This is a genomic window from Pseudomonas sp. NBRC 111124, from assembly GCF_001320245.1.
Lineage (GTDB): Bacteria > Pseudomonadota > Gammaproteobacteria > Pseudomonadales > Pseudomonadaceae > Aquipseudomonas.
Window position 1 is genome coordinate 51,762 of record NZ_BCBA01000055.1, and the last position, 14,049, is coordinate 65,810.

The 14,049-nt window shown below is 62.5% G+C and carries 19 protein-coding genes and 1 riboswitch; of the genes, 9 read left to right on the forward strand and 10 right to left on the reverse strand.

Annotated features, from left to right (window positions below):
• Positions 1-17 precede the first annotated feature (17 nt).
• The 3 genes from APH28_RS21055 to APH28_RS21065 all read left to right on the forward strand — a co-directional run bounded on the left by APH28_RS21055 (position 18) and on the right by APH28_RS21065 (position 2,878).
• Positions 18-983 carry a 2-hydroxyacid dehydrogenase gene (locus APH28_RS21055; protein ID WP_060512460.1) on the forward strand — a complete coding sequence of 322 codons (966 nt, stop codon included), beginning with the start codon at positions 18-20 and terminating at the stop codon, positions 981-983.
• Between the two features lie 63 nt (positions 984-1,046).
• Entirely contained in the window at positions 1,047-2,045 is a 999-nt protein-coding gene (locus tag APH28_RS21060) for a class I SAM-dependent methyltransferase (protein WP_060512461.1), read from the forward strand.
• A 39-nt stretch (positions 2,046-2,084) separates the two neighbouring features.
• Positions 2,085-2,273: riboswitch (yybP-ykoY riboswitch) on the forward strand.
• 20 nt (positions 2,274-2,293) lie between these two features.
• Complete coding sequence (locus tag APH28_RS21065; protein ID WP_060512462.1) at positions 2,294-2,878, forward strand: TMEM165/GDT1 family protein; 585 nt, start codon at positions 2,294-2,296, stop codon at positions 2,876-2,878.
• Between the two features lie 37 nt (positions 2,879-2,915).
• Here APH28_RS21065 and APH28_RS21070 read toward each other — a convergent pair whose 3' ends face one another.
• The 4 genes from APH28_RS21070 to APH28_RS21085 all read right to left on the reverse strand — a co-directional run bounded on the left by APH28_RS21070 (position 2,916) and on the right by APH28_RS21085 (position 4,889).
• Positions 2,916-3,731 carry a M48 family metallopeptidase gene (locus tag APH28_RS21070; RefSeq protein ID WP_060512463.1) on the reverse strand — a complete coding sequence of 272 codons (816 nt, stop codon included), beginning with the start codon at positions 3,729-3,731 and terminating at the stop codon, positions 2,916-2,918.
• A gap of 79 nt (positions 3,732-3,810) precedes the next feature.
• Positions 3,811-4,431: an SOS response-associated peptidase gene (locus APH28_RS21075; RefSeq protein ID WP_060512464.1), complete on the reverse strand. Its 621-nt coding sequence runs from the start codon at positions 4,429-4,431 to the stop codon at positions 3,811-3,813.
• 15 nt (positions 4,432-4,446) lie between these two features.
• A complete protein-coding gene (locus APH28_RS21080) occupies positions 4,447-4,707 on the reverse strand; it encodes a putative signal transducing protein (RefSeq protein WP_060512465.1) in 261 nt (86 codons plus the stop codon).
• Entirely contained in the window at positions 4,707-4,889 is a 183-nt protein-coding gene (locus APH28_RS21085; protein ID WP_060512466.1) for a CPXCG motif-containing cysteine-rich protein, read from the reverse strand. Before APH28_RS21085 ends, APH28_RS21080 begins: the two co-directional genes overlap by 1 nt.
• A gap of 123 nt (positions 4,890-5,012) precedes the next feature.
• Here APH28_RS21085 and APH28_RS21090 point away from each other — a divergent pair, with 123 nt between their 5' ends.
• Positions 5,013-6,182, forward strand: a complete 1,170-nt coding sequence (locus tag APH28_RS21090) for a 1-acyl-sn-glycerol-3-phosphate acyltransferase (protein WP_060512467.1) — start codon at positions 5,013-5,015, stop codon at positions 6,180-6,182.
• A gap of 35 nt (positions 6,183-6,217) precedes the next feature.
• On the opposite strand, the gene APH28_RS21095 is transcribed toward APH28_RS21090, so the two are convergent.
• Positions 6,218-6,478: a hypothetical protein gene (locus APH28_RS21095; protein WP_060512468.1), complete on the reverse strand. Its 261-nt coding sequence runs from the start codon at positions 6,476-6,478 to the stop codon at positions 6,218-6,220.
• Positions 6,479-6,638: 160 nt separating this feature from the next.
• Here APH28_RS21095 and APH28_RS21100 point away from each other — a divergent pair, with 160 nt between their 5' ends.
• The gene (locus tag APH28_RS21100; protein ID WP_060512469.1) at positions 6,639-6,845 is read left to right on the forward strand and encodes a hypothetical protein; all 207 of its coding nucleotides are present in this window, start codon (positions 6,639-6,641) and stop codon (positions 6,843-6,845) included.
• Positions 6,846-6,910: 65 nt separating this feature from the next.
• Here APH28_RS21100 and APH28_RS21105 read toward each other — a convergent pair whose 3' ends face one another.
• The gene (locus APH28_RS21105) at positions 6,911-7,495 is read right to left on the reverse strand and encodes a YajG family lipoprotein (RefSeq protein WP_060512470.1); all 585 of its coding nucleotides are present in this window, start codon (positions 7,493-7,495) and stop codon (positions 6,911-6,913) included.
• A 145-nt stretch (positions 7,496-7,640) separates the two neighbouring features.
• On the opposite strand from APH28_RS21105, the gene APH28_RS21110 reads away from it, so the two are divergent.
• Both APH28_RS21110 and mqo read left to right on the forward strand, forming a co-directional pair.
• Positions 7,641-7,874 (forward strand): hypothetical protein, encoded by a 234-nt coding sequence (locus tag APH28_RS21110; protein WP_060512471.1) that lies wholly within the window; start codon positions 7,641-7,643, stop codon positions 7,872-7,874.
• Positions 7,875-8,478: 604 nt separating this feature from the next.
• Positions 8,479-9,984 (forward strand): malate dehydrogenase (quinone), encoded by a 1,506-nt coding sequence (gene mqo, locus APH28_RS21115; protein WP_060512472.1) that lies wholly within the window; start codon positions 8,479-8,481, stop codon positions 9,982-9,984.
• Between the two features lie 54 nt (positions 9,985-10,038).
• Here the strand turns inward: mqo and APH28_RS21120 are convergent, their stop codons facing one another.
• The 4 genes from APH28_RS21120 to APH28_RS21135 form a co-directional block, all read right to left on the reverse strand.
• Positions 10,039-10,329 carry a PA4642 family protein gene (locus APH28_RS21120; RefSeq protein ID WP_060512473.1) on the reverse strand — a complete coding sequence of 97 codons (291 nt, stop codon included), beginning with the start codon at positions 10,327-10,329 and terminating at the stop codon, positions 10,039-10,041.
• A gap of 67 nt (positions 10,330-10,396) precedes the next feature.
• Positions 10,397-10,867 carry a hypothetical protein gene (locus APH28_RS21125; protein WP_060512474.1) on the reverse strand — a complete coding sequence of 157 codons (471 nt, stop codon included), beginning with the start codon at positions 10,865-10,867 and terminating at the stop codon, positions 10,397-10,399.
• Positions 10,868-10,919: 52 nt separating this feature from the next.
• The gene (locus tag APH28_RS21130) at positions 10,920-11,393 is read right to left on the reverse strand and encodes a WbuC family cupin fold metalloprotein (protein ID WP_060512475.1); all 474 of its coding nucleotides are present in this window, start codon (positions 11,391-11,393) and stop codon (positions 10,920-10,922) included.
• Between the two features lie 2 nt (positions 11,394-11,395).
• Positions 11,396-11,953, reverse strand: a complete 558-nt coding sequence (locus APH28_RS21135; protein ID WP_060512476.1) for a hypoxanthine-guanine phosphoribosyltransferase — start codon at positions 11,951-11,953, stop codon at positions 11,396-11,398.
• A 159-nt stretch (positions 11,954-12,112) separates the two neighbouring features.
• On the opposite strand from APH28_RS21135, the gene upp reads away from it, so the two are divergent.
• Together upp and APH28_RS21145 are read left to right on the forward strand one after the other, a co-directional pair.
• Complete coding sequence (gene upp / locus APH28_RS21140; protein WP_060512477.1) at positions 12,113-12,751, forward strand: uracil phosphoribosyltransferase; 639 nt, start codon at positions 12,113-12,115, stop codon at positions 12,749-12,751.
• Positions 12,752-12,753: 2 nt separating this feature from the next.
• Positions 12,754-14,028, forward strand: a complete 1,275-nt coding sequence (locus APH28_RS21145; RefSeq protein ID WP_060512478.1) for a uracil-xanthine permease family protein — start codon at positions 12,754-12,756, stop codon at positions 14,026-14,028.
• Positions 14,029-14,049 lie beyond the last annotated feature (21 nt).

Here is a 14,049-nt window from a genome sequence, read left to right on the forward strand (position 1 = left end):
CCACCGGAGCCTCACTGATGCCCAGCTTGCGCCGCGCCGTGTTTCTCGATCACCAGTCCCTGGACCTTGGCGACCTCGACCTGTCGCCGTTGCAGCAACAGTTCGATGAATTCGAGCTGTTTGCCGCCACCCGCCCGGAGCAGGTCGCCGAACGCCTGCAGGGCGCTGTCGCGGTGGTCAGTAACAAGGTCATGCTCGATGCCGCCGCACTGGCTGCCAACCCGCAGCTGAAGCTGATCCTGGTGGCCGCCACCGGCACCAATAATGTCGACCTGGCAGCTGCTCGCGCCCAAGGCATCACCGTCTGCAACTGCCAGGGCTATGGCACACCGTCGGTGGCGCAGCACACCCTCGCTCTGCTGCTGGCCCTGGCCACGCGCCTGTGCGATTACAACCAGGCGGTGGCCGACGGCCAGTGGGCCCAGGCCAGCCAGTTCTGCCTGCTGGACTTCCCGATCGTCGAACTGGAAGGCAAGACCCTCGGTCTGCTTGGCCATGGCGAACTGGGCGGCGCAGTGGCGCGGCTGGCCGAAGCCTTCGGCATGCGCGTGCTGAGCGGGCAGATCCCTGGCCGCCCGGCCCGTGATGATCGCCTGGCCCTGGACGAACTGCTGCCGCAGGTCGACGCGCTGACCCTGCATTGCCCGCTCAACGAGCACACCCGGCACATGATCGGCGCCCGCGAGCTGGCACTGCTGAAAAAAGGCGCGCTGGTGGTCAACACCGCCCGTGGCGGCCTGATCGACGAACAGGCCCTGGCCGACGCCTTGCGCAACGGCCACCTGGGCGGGGCGGCCACCGATGTGTTGAGCGTCGAGCCACCGGTCAATGGCAACCCGCTGCTGGAGGAGGGCATCCCACGCCTGCTGATCACCCCGCACAGCGCCTGGGGCGCGGTGGAGTCGCGCCAGCGCATCGTCGGCCAGCTCAGCGAAAACGCCAAGGCTTTCTTCGAAGGCCAGCCACGCCGCGTGGTCAGCTGAGCGCCAGCTCAGCCCCGCTCCCGGCTCTGGTACACTGCGCCACTTTTTCAGGAGGCGTTGTCCATGGACCCGCGCAGTGAAGTGTTGCTCCGCCAGGCAGAGCTGTTCCAGGGCCCGCTGCTGCTCGCCGGCGCCCCCGCCGACGGCCTGCTCGCGCAGCTGCCCCAAGCCCATGGCTGGACCTGGCATGCCGGCGACCAGGCCATGCTCGACAGCCGCTTCGCCGGGCGCAGCCACTACGGCGTCGACGTGCCGCCGGTCGCCTTCGAGGCGGCCGTGCTGTTCCTGCCCAAGTCCCGCGAACTGGCGGCCTACCTGCTCAATGCCCTGGCATCCGGCCTGGCGGGCCGCGCGCTGTACCTGGTGGGTGAAAAGCGCGGCGGCATCGAAGGTGCGGCCAAGCAGCTGCAGGCTTTTGGCAAGCCGCGCAAACTGGACAGCGCACGGCATTGCCAGCTGTGGCAGGTCACCGTGGACAACGCCCCGCAGGCCAAACCGCTGGAAAGCCTGGCCGAGCGCTTCACCCTCGACCTTGAAGACGGCCCGCTGCAGGTGGTGAGCCTGCCGGGGGTGTTCAGCCACGGCCGCCTCGACCGCGGCACCGCTCTGCTGCTCAAGCACCTGGACAACCTGCCGGCCGGGCATGTGCTCGACTTCGGCTGTGGTGCTGGCGTGCTGGGTGCCACGGTCAAACGCCGTTATCCACAGAGCCGGGTCACACTGCTGGATGTCGATGCCTTCGCCGTGGCCGCCAGCCGCCTGACCCTGGCAGCCAACAACCTTGAAGGTGAAGTCATCAGCGGCGATGGCATCGATGCTGCGCCCGCCGACCTGTCCCTGATCCTGAGTAACCCACCGTTCCACACCGGGGTGCACACTAATTACCAGGCGTCGGAAAACCTGCTGAAAAAATCCGGCCAACATCTTCGAAAAGGTGGCGAAATGCGCCTTGTGGCGAATAGCTTCCTGCGTTATCAGCCTCTGATAGAGGATGCCTTGGGCAACTGCCAGACCTGCGCTGAGGCCGATGGCTTCCGTATCTATCGGGCAACACGCGGATAAAAACAGCGCTTGCCGAAAGCGTTTCGGCTAGGCAGAATCCGCACCGTCCTAGGGGAGTAGTCTCCCGCGAGCGCCCTGCTCGCCCGGTACGCGTCAACATACTTGGCCCACAGGCCATGGCGCGTGCGACCCAGCGACCTGCACAGACAGGTCCTCGGTTTGACAAGACCTATGACACGCACACCTTACCCGGGGCGGGGAGGCTGTTCGTGTCATAGCCGTGTCGACCCGCCCCCGTAGGAACCCTGATGCTGGAATCTCTGTTGGTCCCCACCGCAATCGTTGCCTTGGCCGAAATCGGCGACAAGACGCAACTGCTCGCGCTCATCCTCGCCGCCCGCTTCCGCAAGCCTTGGCCAATCATCGCCGGCATCATTGCTGCTACCTTGGCCAACCATGCCGCGGCCGGTGCCGTGGGTGCCTGGTTTGGTAGTTTCTTCAGCGAATCGGTGCTGCACTGGATCCTTGCCGCGAGCTTCACCGCCACCGCGCTGTGGACCCTGGTGCCGGACAAGATGGACGATGACGAGAACCCGGCACGCCGCTTCGGTCCGTTCCTGACCACGCTGATCGCTTTCTTCCTGGCCGAGATCGGTGACAAGACCCAAGTCGCCACGGTGATGCTGGCTGCCCAGTATCCGCACCTGATCCTGGTTATTCTCGGGACGACCCTGGGCATGCTGATTGCCAACGTGCCGGTGGTGCTGGCGGGTAACTTCGCTGCGGAAAAACTGCCACTGACGCTGATTCGTCGCTTGGCGGCTACCGCGTTCTTCGTGCTGGCGATCGTCGCCGTGTACTCGGCGATGAAGACCAGTGGCTGGATAGGCTGACCTGAAAAAAAGGGGCCGCTTTGCGGCCCCCATCGTTTTACTGTTTCGCGGCTTCGTACAGCGGCATCACCTTCGGAATCGCTGCCTGCAACGAAGCAATCCGGCTGCTGGACGCCGGGTGAGTGCTCATGAACTCGGGCGGTGCGCCCTCCGAAGCCTTGCTCATCTTGTTCCACAACGTGATCGCGGCATTCGGGTCATAACCGGCACGCGCCGACAGTTCCAGGCCAATCAGATCGGCCTCGTTCTCGTTGGCGCGGCTGTTGGGCAGGGTCATCGAGTAGTTCACCACGGCGTCGGCCATGGCCATGCTGTCCTGGCCAAGGCCGAACAAGGCGCCCGCGCCCTGACGGGCCATTTGCACGCCGTAGGCCTTGGACATCGCTTCGCGGCTGTGCTCACGCAAGGCGTGGGCAATTTCGTGGCCGACCACTGCGGCAATCTCCGCATCGGTGAGCTTGAGCTGGTCGATCAAGCCGGTGTAGACGATGATCTTGCCGCCCGGCCCGCAGTTGGCATTGAGCTCGTCACTCTTGATGACGTTGACTTCCCAGTTCCATTGCGCGGCATCGGGGCGGAACTTGGGCGCCTGGGCAATCAGCCGACTGGCAATGGCCTGCACGCGCTTGGCATCGGCGCTTGACTTGTCCAGCACACCCTTGCTCGACGCCTCGCCGAGGGTCTGCTGGTACGACTGGGCGTACATCTGGTTGACCTCATCGGTCGACAGCATGCTGAACATGTACTGCTGGCGCTCGACGCCGACAGCACCGCCGCTGGTGGTATTCACCGCCTGGCAGCCGGCCAGCAGGATGCCAGCACTCAACAGGCTGACGACAAAAGACTTACGCATGAAAACACTCCCTTTTTACATGCGCCGTATCCTAGGCTGAGTCGCCCGTGCGCCGCCATAGCCGCAGGTAAGATTTTATCTAAGCCGGTGTAAGACACTCCGGCGCGTCCAGCTTAGGGTCGTTGACGAAGTTCGCCAGTGCCCGCTCGCGCAACGTCGCCGGCGGGCTGGCGAGCAGCTCATGCAGGCGCGACAGCGGTGTGTCCGGGTCCAGCCAGGCGGCCTGGCCGGCCTCGTCGAGAATGAGCGGCCGGCGCTGATTCATCGCGGCCTGAGTCACTACTGCGCAGCTCAACCACACCTGGTCTTGCACCGGATAGGCTTCCCACACGGCGGCAAAATACAAGGATGCGCCCTCCCCAGGCGTCAGCCAGTAAGGCCGTTTGCGCACCGAGCCGCGCCACTCGTAGAAACCGTTGGCCGGCATCAGGCAACGGCGCAGGCGCAGCGCTTCGCGGAACATCGGCTGCTCGGCCAAGGTCTCGGCCCGGGCATGGGCAGGGGTGCGGGAAAGGTCAGTGAGCCAGGCGGGGGTCAGCCCCCAGCGCGCCTTGGCCAGTTGCTGCTGACCGTCGAGCTGGCGCTGGATCAGCACCGTGGCACCGGGCGAGATGTTCCATTGGGCCGGCTGGCCGGCAGGGAAACCCGGCAGGCTGGCCAGCGCCTGGGGCCAGCGAAACAGGGCATAACGTCCACACATGGGCGATTTCAGAACCTAGCAGATCAAGGTACCGGGATGACTCTCCGGCTCGTCGCCGGCAAGCGGCTCGGCACCATTGTACGCATCGATCAGTTGCCGTGCGTATTCGGCCTGTTCGTCGGGCACTGCAAGCCCGAGCAAGCCCTGCAACGGCAATTCACCCGCACCGCCCATCAGGTCGCGGCCGGCCAGGTGCGCTTCGATGCCCTCGCTGGCGAGCATGCCCACCAGCATTTCGGCTTCCAGCAGGTTTTCCGGTTCGTAGATTCGCCGCATCAGTCGTTCTCACCGTAGACATCCAGCATCCATTCGTCGCCATGAACCTGCAGCACAAAGCGGATAGGCTTGCAGCACACCTGGCAGTCCTCGAAGTACTCCTGGTCCCCCCCGGACAGGTCCACTGTCGTTTCGACTTCCTCGCCACAATAAGGGCAATCGTAGAACGCTTGTTCGAGCATCGCGGCCTCCGGGGTGACTTGTGCGTATAATTGCCGGTCTGTTTACAGGGCTTGCGTGTGCCCGAGCCGTTTTTCGGGCCCCACCCCTTACCTTATTACCCTAGCCGTTTCCAACAAGAGAGCATGATGGGCGAATTCGATGCCATCCGACCGTACGACGACGCTGAGGTCCCTGCCGTTCTGGCACGCCTGCTCAGCGACCCGGCATTCCTCGATATCCTCACCCACTTCAAATTCCCGCGCGCCGCCGGCACCCTCGGCTGGCTGCTCAAGCCGCTGATCGCCCGCCGCCTGCGCAAAGAATTCTCCGGTGTCACCTGCGTGTCGACCCTGCAGGACAAAGTCGAATACTACGTCGACCAGACCATCGAACGTGCCACCGACGGCGTCACCTACTCCGGCGTCGAACAGCTCAAGTCGGGCACGGCCTATCTGTTCCTGGCCAACCACCGCGACATCGTCATGGACCCGGCCTTCGTCAACTACGCGGTGTACCACGCCGGCCTGCCGACACCGCGCATCGCCATCGGCGACAACCTGCTGCAGAAGCCGTTCGTCAGCGACATGATGCGCCTGAACAAGAGCTTCATCGTGCACCGTTCGATCAGTGGCCGCCGCGAAAAGCTTGCGGCTTACCAGCTGCTCTCGGCCTACATCAACCATTCGATCCGCAATGACGGCACCTCGATCTGGATCGCCCAGGCCGAAGGCCGTGCCAAGGACGGTGACGACCGTACCGATTCGGCGATCCTCAAGATGTTCCACATGAGCCGCAAGGACGAGCCGTTCGGTGCGGTGATACAGAGCCTGAACCTGATCCCGGTTTCAATCAGCTACGAATACGACCCTTGCGACCAGGCCAAGGCCCGCGAGCTGTACATCCGCGCCACAACCGGTACCTACAAGAAGGCGCCCGGCGAGGACGACAACAGCATCGCCAAGGGCATCACCGGCTACAAGGGCCGGGTGCATATCAACTTCGCCCCGCCGGTGACCGAGTACTACGAGGACACCAAGCAGCTGGCACAGGAAACCGACCGGCAGATCCTCGGCGGTTACCGCCTGTTCCCGGTGCATTACCTGGCTTATGCGATGTGGAGCGAGAAAGACGAGGCACTGCAGGTGCCGAGCGCCGAGAATGTGTTCCCGGCTGAAGAGCTGGCCAAGGCCAGGGAAGAATGGCAGCGCCGCCTGGATGCCTGCCCCGAGGAGCAGCGGCCGTACCTGGTGTTGCAGTATGCGACGCCGGTGCGCAACCAGTACCAGGTCAGGCAGCAGGCGCCAGTTGCCTGATCAATCGCTGGGGCTGCTTTGCAGCCCCAGCGGATTCAGACCCAGGTGCTGAACCAGGACAGCAGCAAGGCCATGGCCAGGCAGGAAAAACCGAGGATGTAGTAGTAGCGTGGCACGCGCTGGACGAAGGCATCCGCTGGCCCCTCTTCAACCGCCAAACGCTCGCGGGTGATCACCTCACGCCGCCGTGCACTCTGCAGCAGCAACCCACCTGGGCAGGTCAGCAACAGCGCCAGCAGATTGATCAGCTTGGTCGGGTGGGCGGAAAGAAAGCCCCAGAGCACTTGCAACGACATCACGCAACCTCGGTCATAGCCACAGCGAAGCCCGGCATTCTACCGGAGTCCTACCCGATCGCCCGGCCTTGGCGACAAAGTGTCACTAAATTTCATCCGTCACATGCCCGTCATCAAGGCAGGCCACTCTATCGGCCTTTTCCCGCACCGGAGCTTGTTGATGCTGCACGCCGAAAACCAGGACCGCCTCTATCTCGTGGCTCAGAGTGATGAGCAGCAGGCGTTGATCGATGGGTTTGCCATCAATGTCCAGGACCGCCAGTGGCTGGTCTACTGCGCGCTGGGTGGGCATGTGCACGAGGACCTGCCCGAGGTGGATGCGGGCACCGGCGTCAGCTTGCTGGATTTTCAGATACAAGCCGCCTAGGTACCCACAATAAAAAACCCGCTACCTGGCACACAGGTAGCGGGTTTTCGCTTGTAGCGTGAGACTTATTCGCCCAGCACCTGACCGATGGTCGGGTCCTTGAACAGGCGGGTCAGCGCATCGCTCAGCACATCACTCACCAGGGTGGTGTTGGTGTCCTGGTTCGGCGCCATGCCGAAGCGCTGGTCAAGCGAAGCGCCGTAGCGGCCGCTGTAACGGCGATTGGCATTTTGCACATCGGCACGGAAGGTAGCGCCGATGGTGGCTTCGGTTACGTACAGGTTATCTTTCGGCGACTGGTACTTCAGCTCGGCCAGGGTCACGGTCAGCTGCGGTGCGTTGTAGGCGTTCGCCGTAGGGGTGAATCCGAGCAGGCGCACGGCGGCTTCGGCCTGGGCCTGCAGCTTGGGCACGACATCATTGCCACTGACGCTGATGGTGCTGGTTTCAGGGTACATGCCACCCCGGGTACCCAGGGACTGCGAAGCACGCCCGTCGACCACCTTGACCACCACCGGCTGGCCGTGGCCGACTGGCTCAAGCTGAGCCTTGAGCGTGGGTTGCGGGCTGAGTTGTTGCGGGCTGTGGGCACAACCGACCAGGCTGAGGCTGGCTACGGCAATCAAACCGAACAACAGACGTTGCAACATGCGCGTTTCTCCAGAAAATGCGGCAAAGGCCCACAGTATACCCAGCCAGGCGCAAACCAGTCATCGGTCCGGCCCGCTTGTCACAATCGTTTCATGGCCGCGCCCTTATCCTTGCGCCAAGCCCAAACGCACAGGAGGTACCGCCATGGCCTCGCTCTGGACACTGCTCTGCCAACGCCCGCGCCGCAATGCCTATGCCCGCCTCGACGAAGAGGGTAAATGCCTGGCCTTCAAGCAATGCAGCCAGGCGCCAAGCGGTAGCGGATGGGTGCAGATCAGCGTAATTCAGCTCGCCTGGCTGGGCCGTGAGTTGCCCGCCGAAGCCCGGGCTTGCAACCCTGCAAGCCGCCGTTGGCACCAGCGCATCCTCGCAGCCTGACAAACGCTGCAATAAAAACCGCGAATTACGACCTTTCTGCCCGCGACATCGTTATAATCTCCCCCCGATTATAAGGACGTCTCCTGATCGGGCCCCGCATTTGCCGATTGACCCCGGCACCTTCACCCGCTTCGCCCACAGAGAGCCTTCCACTCAGGTCTTGCATCGGCTGTCGTGCCTGCTTTTCCGGCCCTTCGCACTGCATGAACCTGCGGGTTGCCATCGCGCAGTCCCCTTTTGAGGTTCACGACTCCAAAAGAGCGTGAAAAAACGGTTTTCACTACTTCACAAGAGTGTGGCGAGCAAATGAACAGTCTGGCATGTGCAAAAGCGGCAGATGTGTCCCGAACAGCCCTGAACAGGCGGCTGAAGCGCTCATTTCGGATGAGTGCCTGAGGTCGTTCCATAGCGCACGCACGACACCTTGACCATAAGTCGAATTGCCGCACCTGTGGCAAACGGCGTTCAATACCTGAACCCAAAGACTGATTGGCGGTGTCCGCGGAAGTGGCAAGAACTGCGAAGAGTCGGACATGGCGATCCTGGCAACCCCAGTGGTCCTATGCTGTCAATTAGGTAGCTGTAGATTGTGGAGACGCGTTAAATGGCGCAGAACGAATCGGTTGATGTGGTACTGGTAGGCGCGGGCATCATGAGTGCCACCCTGGCCGTACTGCTCAAGGAGCTTGACCCGACCCTGAAGCTTGAGGTCGTCGAGGCAATGGACTCCGGAGCCGCGGAAAGCTCCAACCCCTGGAACAACGCAGGTACCGGTCACGCCGGCCTGTGCGAGCTCAACTACACGCCTCAGGCCGCCGATGGCAGCATTGACATCAAGAAGGCCGTGCACATCAATACCCAGTTCGAGGTCTCGCGCCAGTTCTGGGCTTACCTGAGCAAGAAGAACACCTTCGGCTCGGCACGTGCATTCATCAACCCGGTCCCACACCTGAGCTACGTCGAAGGTGACAAGGGTGTGTCCTTCCTCAAGAAGCGTTTCGAGATGCTCAAGCAGCATCACGCCTTCGCTGAGATGGAGTACACCGAAGACAAGGCCGTGATGAACCAGTGGATGCCGCTGATGATGCCAGGCCGCCCGGCCGACCAGCACATCGCCGCAACCCGTGTGGCCAAAGGCACCGACGTCAATTTCGGGGCATTGACCAACAAGCTGCTCAAAGTGCTGGGCGACACCCCGGATGCGCAGGTCAAGTACAGCAAGAAAGTCGTCGGCCTGCGCCGTAACGGCAGCGGCTGGACTGTCAGCATCAAGGACGTCAACAGCGGCGGCGCTCGCGAAGTCGACGCCCGCTTCGTGTTCCTCGGCGCTGGCGGCGCGGCCCTGCCGCTGCTGCAAATGTCCGGCATCCCGGAAAGCAAAGGCTTCGGCGGCTTCCCGGTCAGCGGCCAGTGGCTGCGTTGCGACAACCCGGAAATCGTCAAGCAGCACCAGGCCAAGGTGTACAGCCAGGCGGCGGTGGGTGCACCGCCAATGTCGGTACCGCACCTGGACACCCGTGTGGTGGACGGCAAGACCTCGTTGCTGTTCGGCCCCTATGCCGGTTTCACCACCAAGTTCCTCAAGCACGGTTCCTTGATGGACCTGCCGCTGTCGGTGCGCATGGGCAACATCGGCCCGATGCTGGCCGTGGCCCGCGATAACATGGACCTGACCAAGTACCTGGTCAGCGAAGTGATGCAGTCGATGGAACAGCGCCTGGAATCCCTGCGCCGCTTCTATCCACAGGCCAAAGCTGAAGACTGGCGCCTGGAAGTGGCTGGCCAGCGCGTGCAGATCATCAAAAAGGACCCGAAAAAAGGCGGCATCCTGCAGTTCGGTACCGAACTGGTCTCGGCACAGGACGGCAGCCTGGCGGCACTGCTCGGCGCTTCGCCGGGTGCTTCGGTGACCGTGTCGATCATGCTCGAACTGATCGAGCGCTGCTTCCCCGAGCAGGCCAAAGGTACCTGGGCTGCCAAGCTCAAGGAAATCTTCCCGGCCCGCGAGAAGGCCCTGGCCACCGATGCAGCGCTGTACCGCAAGATCAGTGCCGACAACGATGTGGCGCTGGAATTGGTGGAAGACAGCCCGGCCAAGCACTACGCCTGACCGGCCTGAAACGAAAAAACGCCCCTCGGGGCGTTTTTTTGTGCCTGGGCTTGATCAGCCGCGAGCTTTGGCGATGATCTCGACGTACTCTGGCGCGTTGCGCTGGTCGGCAATCACTTCGACGAAGGTCTTGCCGTGTTCGTCCTTGCCATCGAGATCCAGGCCTGCTTCGACAAAGAAGCCCACGAAGCGCTCGAAGTCATCGACACGCAGGCCACGGTAGCCTTTGATCAGCTTGTGGTGCGAAGGCGAGGTCAGGCCATCGGCCGGCTCGAACTGGAGGAACGACTTGATGTAGTCGTCGCTGATTTCGTCACCAATCACCTGCTTCTTGTCTTTGCGCATTGCCGGCTCCAACTGACCATCATGGAATTTCGAAGGCCGGCAGTTTACCTCCCTCAGGCGGCACGCCTCAACGCGAACGTACGGTACCGGTGTGCAGGTCGGCCCAGATGTGGCCATTGGCGTAGGTCAGGAACTGCACATAGACGGTCTCGTTGCGCAGCAGGTCCATGATCACCCGGTAATCGCTGACCGGGTAATTCAGGCTCAAGGTCCGGGTCTTTTCGTCGTACATCGGCTTCTTCAGGCTCTTGCCCGCTTCACCATCGAAATTGAGCAGCACCTGGCTGATGGTCGCGCCCTTGCTCAGCGGCTTGCCTTTCAGGCGCATTTGCAGCGAAGCGGTGATCGGGATCGGCTGTTGGTCAGACTGGCGCTGGGCCCCGACCACCACCGAGTAGTCGGTCACTTGCAACAATTGCTGACCGGTCGGCGCTTCCTGGCGCAGGGATTGGTCATCGGGCGGGAGGAACTGGCTGTGCAGCGGTGCGGCGGCGAGAGGTAGGCTCATCGCCAGCAGCAGGGGAAGAATCGCACGCATGTGAGGCTCCTTGGCATGAAGGAGCACTCTAGCATGCAGGCAAGGGCAGACCTCAATCGAACTGCGCGAGCATCCAGGCCTGGTATTCAGCCACGCCGGCTTCACCTTCACGTGGCGCCCAGGGCGCGTGCTCACCCTCGACCAGCTGGCGATAAGGGCCGGCCTTGCATTCGAACATGATGGTGTCGACGTCAAGCGCCACCAGGCCATGGTAGACGCCCGGCGGCAGATCCACCCCCATGCACTCGCCGCCAGCTTCGAGGAGGCGCGTGCTGGTCAGCGCGCCCTGCTCATCGAACAGCAACAGACCGAGGCGGCCCTTGAGCACCAGCAAGGTTTCTGCCTTGTCGTCGCTCAGGTGCCGGTGCGGTGCGATATAGGTCGAGGGCTGCATGCCGATCGCCAGGCGGTGGCAAGGGTCTTCCATGTCATGAAAGTTGTGATGGTGCCGCAGACGCGGCGCATCGGCGGCTTTTTGCGCCAGCCCGGTCAACAACGTTTGGTCGATAAATGCAGGCTGGCTCATGGTTAAAGTCCCTTCACAGCGAAAATGCCGTTTGCGTTACGCCAGTAGCCTTTATAGTCCATTCCGTAACCGAAGATATAGCGATCGATGCAGGGCAGGCCGGCATAGCTGGCCTTCAGGCCCGGGCTGGCCTTGCGGTCGTGGTCCTTGTCGATCAGCACGGCGGTGTGCACCGCACGCGCACCGGCATGCTTGCAGAACTCGATGATGGCACTGAGCGTGTGGCCTTCGTCGAGGATGTCATCGACGATCAGCACGTCACGGTCGATGAACGACACTTCCGGCTTGGCTTTCCAGAACAATTCGCCGCCGCTGGTCTGGTTGCGGTAACGGGTGGCATGGATGTACGAGACCTCCAGCGGGAACTGCAGGTGTGTCAGCAGCTTGCCGGCGAAGATCAGGCCGCCGTTCATCACGCAGAACACCACAGGGTTGGTGTCGTGCAGGTCCTTGCTGATTTGCTCGCCGACCTTGGCGATGGCCGCTTCGACTTCGGCTTCGTTGTACAGGCAGTCTGCTTCGCACATGACTTGACGGATGTGCTCGAGATCGGCGGACATGGCGCTCTCCAGGGGGCATTTTGGAAAAGCGGGCAAAGGTACGCATCCGCTCGTCACAGATCAAGCATTTATGGACTAACGTGCAAAAGGACTACACGACAGCAAAGGCTGAATAGATTAATCTATCGCGGTTTTTTTGCCCGCCTTTCGGAGCCCCCCATGCCTACTCGTGAGATCCGTCATCCGCTGATCCGCCACAAGCTCGGCCTCATGCGCCGTGCCGATATCAGCACCAAGAATTTTCGCGAACTTGCCCAGGAAGTCGGCGCGCTACTGACCTACGAAGCCACCCAGGACCTGCCCCTCGAAACCTACGAGATCGACGGCTGGTGCGGCAAGGTGCAAGTTGAAAAAATCGCCGGCAAGAAGATCACCGTGGTGCCGATCCTGCGCGCCGGTATCGGCATGCTCGACGGCGTGCTCAGCCTGATCCCGGGCGCCAAGGTCAGCGCTGTCGGCGTTGCTCGCAACGAAGAAACCCTCGAAGCACACACCTACCTGGAAAAACTCGCGCCGGACATCAACCAGCGCCTGGCCCTGATCATCGACCCGATGCTCGCCACCGGTGCCTCGATGGTCGCCACCATTGACCTGCTGAAGAAGGCCGGCTGCAAGGAAATCCGCGCCATGGTGCTGGTCGCCGCGCCAGAAGGCATCAACGCCGTGGAGAAAGCCCACCCGGACGTACAGATCTACACCGCCTCGGTCGACCAGCGCCTGAACGAACATGGTTACATCGTCCCAGGCCTGGGCGATGCCGGTGACAAGATCTTCGGCACCAAGCAGAAGGACGCCTGACCATGCAGGACGGCTTCAACGACCCGCTCTGGCGCCAGGTCGTCTCGGGCGCGCAGATGCTCTTCGTGGCATTCGGCGCGCTGGTGCTGATGCCACTGATCACCGGCCTCGACCCGAACGTGGCCCTGTTCACCGCCGGCATCGGCACCCTGTTGTTCCAGCTGGTTACCGGCCGTCAGGTACCGGTATTCCTGGCTTCGAGCTTTGCCTTCATCACTCCGATCATCCTCGCCAAGGGCCAGTTCGGCCTGGCCGAGACCATGGGCGGCGTGATGGCGGCAGGTTTCGTGTACACCTTCATGGGCCTGATGGTGAAGGTCAAAGGCACCGGTTTCATCGACCGCATGCTGCCGCCGGTGGTGATCGGCCCGGTGATCATTTCCATCGGCCTGGCCATGGCCCCGATCGCCGCCAACATGGCGATGGGCAAGGGTGGTGATGGCGCGGCACTCATGCCGTACAAGACCGCCATGCTGATCTCCATGCCTGCGCTGCTGACGACCTTGATCGTCGCCGTGTTCGGCAAAGGCATTTTCCGCCTGGTGCCGATCATCTCCGGCGTACTGGTGGGCTTCGCCTTGTCGTTCGCCTTTGGCGTGGTCGACACCGCCAAGATCGCCGCTGCACCGTGGCTGGAAATCCCCAACTTCACCGCGCCGGCGTTCAACTGGCAGGCCATCCTGTTCATCGTTCCGGTTGCCCTGGCGCCAGCGATCGAGCACATCGGCGGGGTGATTGCAGTCGGCAGCGTGACTGGCCGCGACTACCTGAAGAAGCCCGGCCTGCACCGTACGCTGCTGGGTGACGGCCTGGCCACCACGGCAGCTGGCCTGTTCGGTGGCCCGCCCAATACCACCTACGCCGAAGTGACCGGCGCGGTGATGCTGACCAAAAACTACAACCCGAAGATCATGACCTGGGCGGCGGTATTCGCCATCACCCTGGCCTTCATCGGCAAGTTCGGCGCGCTGCTGCAAAGCATCCCGGTCCCGGTGATGGGCGGCATTCTGTGCCTGCTGTTCGGCTCGATCGCGGCGGTGGGCATGAACACCATGATCCGCCACAAGATCGACCTGGCCGAAGCGCGCAACCTGGTGATCGTTTCGGTGACCCTGGTATTCGGTATTGGCGGCGTGCTGATCGGCAGCGGCGACGGCCCGGACGACTGGGGCCTCAAGGGTATTGCCCTGTGCGCTATCGTGGCCATTGCCCTGAACCTGATCCTGCCGGGCAATGATGGCTGGAAGCACAAGAAACTGGATGATCAGTTGCCTTGAAGCCTGTGGGGCTGCTTTGCA